Source organism: Nocardia carnea, from assembly GCF_029869215.1.
In the GTDB taxonomy this organism is placed as follows: domain Bacteria; phylum Actinomycetota; class Actinomycetes; order Mycobacteriales; family Mycobacteriaceae; genus Nocardia; species Nocardia carnea_B.
The window spans coordinates 1-11,764 of record NZ_JARWPM010000110.1; the positions used below are offsets into that span (position 1 = coordinate 1).

Below are 11,764 nucleotides of genomic sequence, written 5' to 3' on the forward strand. Positions count from 1 at the left end.
CCCCGGGGCCGGCGGTCTGCGCGGGGGCCCCGTCCGGCCGGGGGTTTTTCCGAGCTCGCTCGCCACCCCCCCCCCGCCCACGGGGGGGGGGATCCCTACGTCACCGAGTCCGCCAGCTCCAGTGCGGCAACCTCGGCGGTACTCAGAGAACCGATCGAGTCCACCAGTTCAGGCGCACAGTTGCTCAAATGGCGACGAAGGCGTTCTTCCGCCGCGGGAGCGAGTTCGTCGTACACCCTCTCGAACAAGCCTCGGGCAGTGCGTAGCGGCCAATCCTCACCCAACAATTCTCCGGGCAACTTCGGGTCGCTGTCGCCCAGGACACGCCAGTCGCGAAGTATCTCGACCCGCAACCGCAGCGCGATCGTCGGCGGGATCGAGTCGTTTTCCAGCGCGTCCACGATCTCGGCCGCTCGCTTACTGAACACCTCGAGCTTCGCTCGCATCTCCTCCACCGCGAACGCCGTCATGGGATCGCCGGCAGGAGATCCTCCTGTTTTCATCGGTCCGCTGAAGACTGTCAGCCTCGGAACTCCGATGGCGAGCAGATGCGACAGCGCGCCCTGATCGACCGCACGCGGTACCACCCAGACACCGTCGTGCAGCAGCCCGAATCCGAGCTGACGCAGATGCTGGCGGAGCTGGTGCCGAAGGTTGCGTTGAGCTTCCTCGACCGAGAAGGTGACGATTGTCCACTGGCCGTCCCAGGAAGGCGATTCACGACCGTAGTCGACAATCTGCTTCAAACGGTATTGATGCCGCTCGTGGGCGGTGGCGGACAGCGCGTAGAAGGTCTGGCGACCGTGCCGTGACGGCACCAGAAATCCCTGTCTCGCTGCACGGCTCACGGCATTCCTGGTCGCCGTCTCACTGAGATCGAAGTCCCCCAGGGCCGATACGAAGAAGCTCGAGGGGATCACGGAGTTCACCCCCATGAAGTAGCTGCCGAGGATCGACATCAGCAACTGCTGCGATCCGTTCATCGCCTCCATGCGGTTCATCTTTACAGGGTGCCTTTCGCTTCTCCAGTCCAGGCCCACCACCCCATTAATCACATAGCGGTTGACGTTCGTCACGCTATATGTGATCCTTCTGTGAAGCGCATCACGCGCCCTTCGGCGGTCGCCTCACGACCGTGGACCGCAAAAGATCTGGGAGGCACAGTGACTCAGTCCGAAGCCGTCAGTGAGTTCAACCCTCACTACAAAGAGACGTTCGACAATTCGCACGTCTACTACGAGGAGCTGCGAAAGCAGTGCCCGGTAGCGCGCAGCGAAGCGTTCGGCGGATTCTGGGCGCTGTTCAAGTACGAGGACATCGTGCGGGTGCAAACGGAGTACCAGACCTTCAGCACCGCCGACAAGAACGTCGTCCCTCCCGCGACACGCAACCGTGGCAAGCGACCGCCCCTGCACTTCGATCCCCCCGAGCACGAAACCTACCGAAATCCGGTCACTCAGGTATTCCGCAAGAGCCGCACGGGCCTGCTGGAGCCGCAGCTACGGCAATACGCCGACGAACTACTCGATCCACTGATCGCGCGCGGACAGTTCGACTTCACGCTCGACTTCGCGGAGTACTTCGCGGCCCGTGCGTTCGGGCTCATCCTCAAACTCCCGATGGAGATGATGATGCGCTCGCGTGAGGTCCAGGTGCAGTACTACCGCGCTCAGACGGCTATGGACAAGCCGCGGATCGTCGAGGCGAGCGACCGCCTCTACGACATCGCCAAGGAAATTGTCGCGGTTCGCCGAGAGGACCTGCAAGATCCCGATGAGGACCTCGTCTCGGCACTCCTGCTCGCAGGGGAACGTGGCGAAGCCATTCCCGAGGACATGGTGGTGGCCAGTATTCGTCAGTTCCTCTCGGCCTCCCAAGCCGCGCCGGGCGCAGTGCTCGGCAGCATCGCCACGCATCTGGCCCGGGATCTGGAGTTGCAGAATCGGTTACGCTCGACCCCCGACCGCATTCCCGACGCCTTGGAGGAGTTCCTCCGGCTGTACGCCCCCTATCGCGTCTTCGCCCGGACAGCCAAGCACGATGTCGAGATTCGTGGCCGCAAGATAGCCGCGGGGGAACCCATCACCATGATCTTCCCCTCGGCGAACCGCGACGAAGATGTGTTCGAGCGCCCGCACGAGTTCGATATGGATCGAATGCCGAACAGGCACATCGCATTCGGGCGCGGTCCGCATCGATGCCCGGCCGCATCCCTTGCCCGCCTGGAACTCAAGGTCGCCGTCGATGCATTGCTCTCCAAGACCGACTCGTTCGAGCTGGCCGGCGAGGTCAAAATGGCCGACTGGCTGGAGTTCGGTCCGTCCTCGACACCTTTGGCCGTCGTACCGGCTCAGTAGCAGCGATGAATGTTGTGACCGTGCCCACCGGCAGCGCCCGAAGCCGCATTCGGACTGACTCGAAGCGTGAAATCCCCGGGCGGACGCGCCGGATTACACTGGCGCTCGTAGGCCTCGGCCTACTGGCGGCGCTCGTTCAGGCCGCGTCGGTGTGGGGCAAGGATTCCTGGGGCGTCCCGGGCCTCATAGAGCTGGCGGCGGGTTCACTCGAACTCGTCGCAGGTGACCGATTCGCCGGCGCCGTCGGTGAAACCGTCCTCTCGGTGGCAGTCGCGGTGGCGCTGGCACTGGTCGGCGGAGTGATTTTCGGGCTGGTCATGGGATCGAGCCGGTTCCTGGCGACCGCACTCGGCGCGCCGCTGGAGGTCATTCGACCGATCCCCGCACTCGCCTTGATCCCGGTTGCCATTCTTATGCTGGGACAAGGTGTGACCATGGAAGTCGCCATCGCGGCCTTCGGATCCTGGTGGCCCATTCTGTTCAACACCTCCTACGGCGTGCGAGACGTCGACACGGTGGCACTGGACGCCGCCCGGGCAATGGGCTGTTCACGCCTGAGCCGGCTCGTCAGGGTCGTGCTGCCCTCGCTCCTGCCGTCGGTGCTCACCGGCGTCCGGACCGCGGTCCCACTGACCCTTGTCATCGTGATCGCCGCCGAATATCTATCGACCGCCCAGCGTGGAATGGGTGGCGTTCTCATCACCGCGACCAGTATGGGCGATATGGGCGTGCTGTGGTGTACCGCCTTGGTCGCCGGCCTACTCGGCATCGCGCTCGGGTCGGCCTGCGATGTGATCGCGCGATCTCTCACACCGTGGGCCACAAGGAGAAACCCGTGAATACCCGCATCGTTCGCGCGCTGCCGGGTGCAGTCGGTGCCGCCGTGGTCATCGTAGCGGTGCTCGCGACCTGGCAGGCCTATGCCGAGCACGCCGACCTGTTCTTCCTCCCCACGCCGCAACAGATCGTCGAGCGGTTGCACGAAGAATGGCTCGGCGGGACAGCCACGCGCGCCGCCCTCTCCGACGGCGGGCTGACGGCGATCGGGCAGACCTTCCTCACTGCGGGACTGGCGTGGCTGATAGCGGCCGTAGTCGGTATCGGGGTCGGTGTGCTCGTCGGTTCGGTCCGGGCCATCGACGAGATTTCCACTCTCCCTTTCCTACTACTGCGCAGCATCCCCGGCGTGGCGTTGATTCCCATATTCATCACGATCATGGGCCTGGGCACGGATATGCGTATCGCGGTGGTTACCGTGGGCTGTGTCTGGCCGATCCTGCTGAACACCGCCGCGGCAGTATCCCGGATCGAACCTCGGTACGTCGACGTCTACCGAGTCGCACGTCAGTCCCGGGCAACCCGGCTGTGGTCGGTCCTGCTCCCCGCCACCATGCCGAACATCTTCGCCGGTCTTCGGGTTGCATTATCCCTGTCACTGATCATGACCGTGGCCGCCGAGATGCTGGGTGGTAGCGGTGGCTTGGGGGCGCTCGCCGCCCGTTACCAGTCGACCTTCGACGTTCCAGGCCTCTGGGCCACTCTGTCCGTTCTGGCCGTCTGTGGCCTCTTGCTCAATGCGCTCATCATTCTGGCGGAAGATCTCCTGCTCGGATGGCACAAGAAGTGGAGATCTGTCAGTGAATAGCCACGACCCCGAGCCCATTCTCGATGTCCGCAAGCTCTCGCACACATTCGGCAAGGGCGCGGGCGCCCTGCACGTCATCGACGACGTATCGTTCGCGCTACACGCCGGGGACGCCATGGCCATAGTCGGACCATCCGGCGCCGGCAAGACGACACTACTCCGGTGCCTCACCGGCCTGCTGACACCGACCTCGGGTGACATTCATTTCGACGGACAGCGAATTTCCGGTGTCCCTAAAGGAATCAGCGTCGTCTTTCAGGACTACAGCCGATCACTCTATCCCTGGTTGACTGCGCTTGCGAACGTCGTTTTTCCACTGAAGAACTCGAAACTTTCACGCCGCGACTGCAGCACGCTCGCCATGGATGCACTCGACTTGGTCGGATTGCAGGATATGGCAAAGAAATACCCGTGGCAGATGTCGGGTGGTATGCAGCAGCGCGTCGCGATCGCCCGCGCGCTGATCACGGAACCGCGGCTGCTGTTCATGGATGAGCCTTTCGCCTCTGTCGATGCGCAGACCCGCGCCGAGCTGGAGGACTTGACTCTGCGTATTCGTGAATCCCGGGACATGAGCGTGGTCTCGGTGACTCACGATATCGACGAAAGCGTCTTCCTGTCCGATCACGTCCTGGTGATGTCCCGCCGGCCGTCGTCTGTGCTGGAAGAACTATCGATCGACCTCCCCTATCCGAGGGACCAGATGACAACCAAATCCCGGCCCGAGTTCCTCACGTCCCGCTCACGAGTACATCAACTGATCCTGGCAGAGAAGACCAAAGAAGGTGCTTCGCGATGACATATCGCCCCATCATGACGACTGTAGGCATTCTGGCTGCCGCAGTTCTCGCCTTGTCCGGATGCTCGGGAGGCGGCCCCGAAACCCCCGGGGGCCCCGGCAAGATACGCGTCATGGTCAACCCCGTGGTGGATGCCGCACCGCTCTACCTTGCCGAACAAGAAGGTATTTTCGCCGAGCACGGCCTCGACGTCGAACTATCGGTAGGGCAAGGCGGCTCGGCCGTGGCGGCTGCGCTCCAATCCCGCTCAGCCGATCTCGGCATCGTGAATCTGGTTACGCTATTCTCCGGCCGTGCCAACAATCTGCCGCTCGCGGTAGCGACACCGATCAGCATCTCCTCGTCCGAGGAGGCAGGCCTCTACGCCGCGTCTGACAGCGGAATCACGAATCTGTCGCAGGTGAAAGGCAAGCGCTTCGGGATCGTGGGATCGGGTTCGGTGGCCGAGCTGGCAACTGCCGCCGCACTGGACGAGGTGAATCTTTCACCCGGCGATATCGAGAAAGTACAGGTCCCGCTCCCCAACCTGATCTCCGCAGCCACCTCGGGGCAGGTTGACTTCATCTTCGTGAACTCGCCTTTGACCTTGCAAGCCGAGGACGCCGGCCTGGTGCGTATCCACGATGCATTCACCGGCGTCACCCACGATCTGCCGAGTGCAGCGATTGCCGCATCCGAGCGGTGGCTCGATCAGCATGCTGGAACGCGCGACGCTTTCCAGCAGGCACTCGCCGAAGCGGTGGATCTTGCCAACAGCAACGAACAGAAAGTCCGAAAAGTACTCCCCACCTACACCGGCCTCGACGAGGAGCAGGCCTCACGGGTGGCCGTACCGGACTACGTCGCCGACCTGAGCCACGCCGAAGTCCAGCGCGTTCCCGACCTCATGATGCAGTACGGACTCCTCACCGACCCGGCGGATGCCGCCGCCGCGGTGGCCTGGTAGCGCGGAGGAGAAGGGGAAATCTCAAATCTTCGGCTGGCATCTCATCCTTCACCGGCAAACGGCCGGCGCCGTGTTCGAACAATGCGAGCGTCCCGGCGCCCCACTACCCAGGAAATGGAGAGCGATGAACACCCAGGTACACGACCGGGCGGCGGTGTCGGTGGTCTTCGTCGGGGATCTCATTCTCGGCCTCGACGATGTCCGCCCGCACCTCACCGACATCTCGAAGGTTCTGAACCACGCCGACCTCGCGGTCGGCCACCTCGAATGGCCGCACACCAACCGGGGCTGGGTCTGCTCCTCGGAACTCCCGGCCCCAGGATGTCCTCCCGAGAACATCGGTCAGCTGGCCACTGCGGGGTTCGACGTTCTCACCCTCGCGCATAACCACACCTTCGACCAGGGACCCTACGGAATCATCGACACGATCGACGCCGCCGAGAGGAGCGGTATGGTCACCGTCGGCGCCGGTTTGACTATCGACGAAGCTCGCCGTCCGGTGATCGTCGACCGCGCGGGCGTCCGGCTGGGGTTCCTCAGCTACAACTCGGTGGGGCCGCGAGAATCGTGGGCCACGCTCAGTAAGGCGGGCGGGGCCCCGATCCGCGTCCTGACCCATTACCAGCTCGAACTGTCGTCGCCCGGCAGCCACGGCACTGCCTACACGTTCGTCGACCCCGACTCGCTACGCGAGATGGAGCACGACATTCGCACCCTCAAATCGCAGGTCGACGTGGTCTGCGTGGCAATACACAAAGGCATGATCATCACGCGAGCGGAACTCGCCGCCTATGAGCGACCGCTCTGCCACGCGGCGATCGATGCCGGGGCCGATGTCATCATCGGCCACCACTCGCACATGTTGCGCGGCGTCGAGGTCTATCACGGCAGACCCATTTTTCATGGGGTCAATCACTTCATCACCGCGTACCCCGACGACGGTGACCCCCAGAAACCTTCCGGCAAGAAGCGGACTCCACCGCGCCGCTCCCCCATCCTGGCCCAGAACGTGCCGGACGGCACCGTGACGAACTACCCCTTCTCGACCGAGTCGCGCATGACGATGGTGGCGCAGATCGCCGCCGGTCGCGCCGGGGTGCACTCGGCGGGTTTCATCCCGGCTCATATCGAGGCCGACAGTGTCACGAAGATCTACGGCGATGACGAGCTCGGCAGAAAAGTCGGGACATATGTCCAGGAGATCTCGGCCGAAGCCGGACTCGACACGAACCTCTGGTGGGACGGATCCCAGTGGCGTTTCCTCTAATCGATCCGGTTGCTACCGGCCCGGCAAACGAGGCGGTCGAGCGTCGTGACCCTCGCCAGGACCCTCCCGTGCCAGCCTAATTTTCCAGCGAAGTATATTCCGGGGTGTTGTAGGAGCATTTGATGTCGGCCACCTCCGCCCGACACCCATATTCCGGGCATATTCAGGCGGGCCCGACGCACCGCGGCAGAGTGACCCAGCGCCGCCGACCCTCCGGAAGAGACTTGCATCACTCGACTGGCCGCGCTAGCTTAACTACTAGACGACTAGCATTCCAGTGACTGCGACGTAGCAGTCCCAGCAGAAAGGAGCGGCCGTGATGACCGTCTCCTCCTCATCGGCCCTGACGTTTATCGGGTCGACCGGCGAGCGGATCGGAGCGATCCTGCCGTGAGCATCAAAAACGCCGGCTCGACGGCACGCACGAGCCCGTTGCGGGTGGCGATGGCCAGTTTCATCGGTACCACAGTCGAGTACTACGACTTCTTCATCTACGGCACAGCCGCTGCGCTGGTGTTTCCGGAGCTGTTCTTCCCCGACGCATCGCCCGCGATCGGGGTCCTGCTTTCGTTTGCCACCTTCGGCGTCGGGTTCATCGCCCGCCCACTCGGCGGCATCGTATTCGGGCACTTCGGAGACCGGCTCGGCCGCAAGCAGATGCTCGTCTTCTCGCTGGTCGGGATGGGCGTGGCAACGATGCTGATGGGTTTGTTGCCGACCTACGCCACCATCGGGGCCGCCGCACCGATCCTGTTGACCGTACTGCGCATGGTGCAGGGTTTCGCCGTCGGCGGCGAATGGGGCGGCGCGACCTTGATGGCAGTCGAACATGCACCCAACGCACGAAAAGGATTCTTCGGATCTTTCTCCCAAATGGGCGCACCAGCCGGCACCAGTATCGCCACGCTGGCGTTCTTCGCCGTATCCCAGCTACCGGACGAGCAGTTCCTCTCCTGGGGTTGGCGACTGCCGTTCTTGTTCAGCGCGGTCCTGATCATCATCGGCCTGTTCATCCGCCTGTCGCTCGCCGAAAGCCCGGACTTCGCGGCCGTCAAGGAGACCAGCGCCGTTGTGCGGATGCCGATCGCCGAGGCGTTTCGTAAGCATTGGAAAGAGATCCTGCTGGTCGCGGGCACCTACCTGTCCCAGGGCGTGTTCGCCTACATCTGCATGGCCTACCTCGTCTCTTACGGCACCAGCGTCGCAGGTATCGATCGCACGTCCGCCCTGGCTGGCGTCTTCGTGGCGGGCCTTCTCGCGGTGGTTCTTTATCCGGTATTCGGATCGCTCTCCGATACCTTCGGCCGCAAGACCATGTACCTGCTCGGCGCCGTGCTGATGGGCGTGCTCATCGGGCCGGCGTTCGTATTGATCAACACCGGCAACCCGTGGCTGTTCATGCTGGCCCAAGTGCTGATCTTCGGCATCGCGATGGCGCCTGCCGCGGGCGTGACCGGATCTCTGTTCACGATGGTCTTCGACGCGGACGTCCGCTACAGCGGCGTCTCGACCGGCTACACTCTGTCCCAGCTCGCCGGCTCCGCGTTCGCACCGACGATCGCCGCAGCTCTCTACTCGTCGACACAGTCCAGCGACGCCATCGTTGTTTATCTGATGGTTGTGTCGGCCATTTCGATTATCTCCGTCGTCCTGTTGCCGGGCGGTTGGGGCCGAAAAGGCGCGGCAGGCCAGCTGATCCGGGATCAGACGGCTTCTTCGGTAGCGGTTCCGTCCGCAAGCACAGCGCCCCCTGACTCGCCCCTGGCGCACACAGCCACTGATCTGCAAACCCTCGACTAGTGAAGTGATTACCGATATGACCGACCACGAGACCCCCACCTTCGAGACCGATGTTCTGGTCGTCGGCACCGGCCCCGCCGGGTCCGCCGCAGCGCTTGCACTGGCCACCTATGGCGTCAAGGTTCACCTGGTGAACCGGTGGAACTGGCTGGCGAACACTCCGCGAGCCCACATCACCAATCAGCGGACTGTCGAGGTACTGCGTGATCTGGGCGTGGAAGAGGAAGCCGCGAAGTACGCCACCCCCTGGGAATTGATGGGTGACACGCTGTTCACCACCAGCCTGGCCGGCGACGAAATCGCCCGGGTGCGCACATGGGGCACCGGCGACGATCGTATCGGCGACTACATCAAGGGCAGCCCCTGCGGACTACTCGACATACCGCAGCTCTACATGGAGCCCGTGTTGTTCAAGAACGCGACCGAACGCGGAGCGACATCGGCTTTCAACACCGAATACCTCTCCCATGTCCAGGACGACAGTGGCATCACCGCCACCCTGCGGGATCTGCTGACCGGCCGCGAGTACAGCGTCCGCGCCAAATACCTCATCGGCGCAGACGGCGCACGCTCCGCGATAGCCGACGAGATCGGGCTCGAGATCGAGGGTCGGATGGGCCGGGCCGCAACAGCATACGTCCTGTTCAAGGCAGATCTCAGCAAGTACGTGGAGCACCGGCCAAGCATCCTGCATTGGATCATGACCCCCAGCGCGAATTTCGGTGAGATCGGGATGGGGCTGCTGCGCGCGATCCGTCCCTGGGACACCTGGATCGCGGGGTGGGGCTACAACATGGATGACGGCGAACCCGATTTCGACCCGGAGTACGTCATCGCCAAGATTCGAACCCTTGTCGGTGATCCGGAGCTGGAGATCGAGATCCGGTCCACCTCCACCTGGCATGTCAATCAGGCCTGCGCCAAGACCTATTCGTCAGGTCGGGTGTTCTGCGCCGGAGATGCGGTGCACCGCCATCCACCGAGTAGCGGTCTCGGATCGAACACCTCGATCCAGGATTCGTTCAACCTCGCCTGGAAACTCGCCTACGTCATCAAGGGCTACGCCGGACCGGGCCTGCTCGAGTCCTACTCTCCCGAACGTCAGCCTGTAGGTGAGCAGATCGTCGCTCGCGCCAACCAGTCCCGAGTCGATTACGGTCCGCTCAATGCCTGCTTCCGCACCGAAGGCCAGGCCGACCCGGTCGCGGCGGGGCTGGCCAAACTCCGCGATCCCGGCCCGGCCGGTGTCGAGGTACGGAAGGCGCTGGTCGAGGCGGTGCAGCTGAAGAATTACGAGTTCAACGCCCAAGGCGTCGAACTCAACCAGCGTTACTCCTCGCAGGCCGTGATCCCTGATCCCGACGCCGGAGATGAGCAGTGGCTACGCGACCGTGAACTCTATCTACAGCCGAGCACCCGTCCGGGCGCGAAAATCCCGCACGCCTGGCTGGTCGATGAGCAGGGTCGACGGATTTCCACCCTCGATATCACCGGCAAGGGAAGATTCACCCTGGTCACCGGGCTCGCAGGCACCGCCTGGACGGCCGCGGCGGACTCTATGAAGCTGCCGTTCCTCGATGTGGTCGTCGTAGGCGCGAAAGGCACCGAGGACCCCTACTGCACGTGGGCTCAGGTCCGTGAGGTACACGAGGCCGGTGCTGTCCTCGTGCGTCCCGATGGTTATGTCGCATGGCGTCAAGGCGCTGCCACCTGGGACGAGCACAACGCGACCGGGCAGCTGCGCAACGCGCTGTCCTCGATCCTCGACCGAGCGCTCGATGCCGAGGATGCCCAGGCTTCCGCCGCGGAAGCATCCGTTTTCCATGAGCAAGGAGCAGAAAATGAGCACGCAACCGTTCACTAGCGTTTGGTCCGATCTGGCCCAGGTCGAGTTCAGCCAAGGCTTCCTCCAGGCCGGCCCGTACCGAACCCGGTACTTGCACTCGGGAGATACTTCCAAGCCCGCACTGATCCTCCTGCACGGCATCACCGGCCACGCCGAAGCTTACGTCCGCAATCTCGCTGTGCACGCAGAGCATTTCTCGGTATGGGCGATAGATTTCATCGGCCACGGCTACAGCAGCAAACCGGACCATCCCCTCGAGATCAAGCACTATATCGACCATGTTCTCCATTTCATGGACGCGATCGGAGTCGACAAAGCCTCTTTCTCCGGTGAGTCCCTCGGCGGTTGGGTCACTGCCCAATTCGCACACGACCACCCGGAGAAAGTGGAGCGGATCGTGCTGAACACCATGGGTGGCACGATGGCCAACCCGAAGGTGATGGAGCGCCTCTACACCTTGTCGATGGAGGCGGCGAAAGATCCGAGCTGGGAACGCGTCAAGGCGCGCCTGGAATGGCTGATGGCCGACCCGGCCATGGTCACCGACGATCTGATCAAAACCCGCCAGGCGATCTTCCAGCAGCCCGACTGGCTCGAGGCGTGCCGGATGAACATGGCTTTGCAGGATCCGGAAACCCGTGCCCGCAATATGATCACCGACGCCACGCTCGAAGGGATCACCGCGCCGGCGATGGTGTTGTGGACGACCAAGGACCCCTCCGGACCGGTCGACGAAGCCAAACGAATCGCCTCGCACATCCCCGGTGCACGCCTGGCAATCATGGAGAACTGCGGACATTGGCCGCAGTACGAAGATGCCGGAACCTTCAACAAACTGCACCTGGATTTCCTCCTCGACCGTAAATGACACGGCTGTGGGGGGTGTGCGTGCCCACGCGCCGGACACCACCCCCCCCCCCCGGAATCCACCCCAGAAACACCACAGAGTGCTTACCCCCATAACCCGCCCCCCCCCCCGGCGGGGGGGGGGGGGGGTCTGGGGGCGAGGCCCCCGGTGGGGTTCGGGGGGGGCCGCCCGGGGGGGGGGGGGGGTCCGCGGCGGCCGGCCCCCCACCCCCCCCACAGCCGTGTCATTTACGGTC

10 protein-coding genes are annotated in these 11,764 nt (G+C 63.6%); 9 read left to right on the forward strand and 1 reads right to left on the reverse strand.

Annotation, left to right across the window (positions count from 1 at the left end; all coding sequences use genetic code 11):
* Positions 1–95: 95 nt before the first annotated feature.
* The gene (locus QH276_RS06660) at positions 96–1,076 is read right to left on the reverse strand and encodes a PaaX family transcriptional regulator (protein WP_280400054.1); all 981 of its coding nucleotides are present in this window, start codon (positions 1,074–1,076) and stop codon (positions 96–98) included.
* A gap of 87 nt (positions 1,077–1,163) precedes the next feature.
* Between QH276_RS06660 and QH276_RS06665 the strand changes: the two genes are divergently transcribed.
* From QH276_RS06665 to QH276_RS06705, 9 genes are all read left to right on the forward strand, one after another.
* Positions 1,164–2,357, forward strand: a complete 1,194-nt coding sequence (locus QH276_RS06665) for a cytochrome P450 (protein ID WP_280400053.1) — start codon at positions 1,164–1,166, stop codon at positions 2,355–2,357.
* A 149-nt stretch (positions 2,358–2,506) separates the two neighbouring features.
* Positions 2,507–3,196: an ABC transporter permease gene (locus tag QH276_RS06670; protein ID WP_280400052.1), complete on the forward strand. Its 690-nt coding sequence runs from the start codon at positions 2,507–2,509 to the stop codon at positions 3,194–3,196.
* On the forward strand, positions 3,193–4,002 hold the full coding sequence (locus QH276_RS06675; protein ID WP_280400051.1) for an ABC transporter permease: 810 nt from the start codon (positions 3,193–3,195) through the stop codon (positions 4,000–4,002). Before QH276_RS06670 ends, QH276_RS06675 begins: the two co-directional genes overlap by 4 nt.
* Entirely contained in the window at positions 3,995–4,801 is an 807-nt protein-coding gene (locus QH276_RS06680; RefSeq protein ID WP_280400050.1) for an ABC transporter ATP-binding protein, read from the forward strand. Before QH276_RS06675 ends, QH276_RS06680 begins: the two co-directional genes overlap by 8 nt.
* Positions 4,802–4,914: 113 nt before the next feature.
* Entirely contained in the window at positions 4,915–5,748 is an 834-nt protein-coding gene (locus QH276_RS06685) for an ABC transporter substrate-binding protein (protein ID WP_280400049.1), read from the forward strand.
* 124 nt (positions 5,749–5,872) lie between these two features.
* Positions 5,873–7,015: a CapA family protein gene (locus QH276_RS06690; RefSeq protein WP_280400048.1), complete on the forward strand. Its 1,143-nt coding sequence runs from the start codon at positions 5,873–5,875 to the stop codon at positions 7,013–7,015.
* A 444-nt stretch (positions 7,016–7,459) separates the two neighbouring features.
* Positions 7,460–8,815 carry an MFS transporter gene (locus tag QH276_RS06695; protein ID WP_432278669.1) on the forward strand — a complete coding sequence of 452 codons (1,356 nt, stop codon included), beginning with the start codon at positions 7,460–7,462 and terminating at the stop codon, positions 8,813–8,815.
* Between the two features lie 16 nt (positions 8,816–8,831).
* Complete coding sequence (locus QH276_RS06700) at positions 8,832–10,679, forward strand: FAD-dependent oxidoreductase (RefSeq protein ID WP_280400046.1); 1,848 nt, start codon at positions 8,832–8,834, stop codon at positions 10,677–10,679.
* Positions 10,657–11,529, forward strand: a complete 873-nt coding sequence (locus tag QH276_RS06705; protein ID WP_280400045.1) for an alpha/beta fold hydrolase — start codon at positions 10,657–10,659, stop codon at positions 11,527–11,529. The genes QH276_RS06700 and QH276_RS06705 overlap by 23 nt, the downstream gene beginning before the upstream one ends.
* Positions 11,530–11,764: the final 235 nt, after the last annotated feature.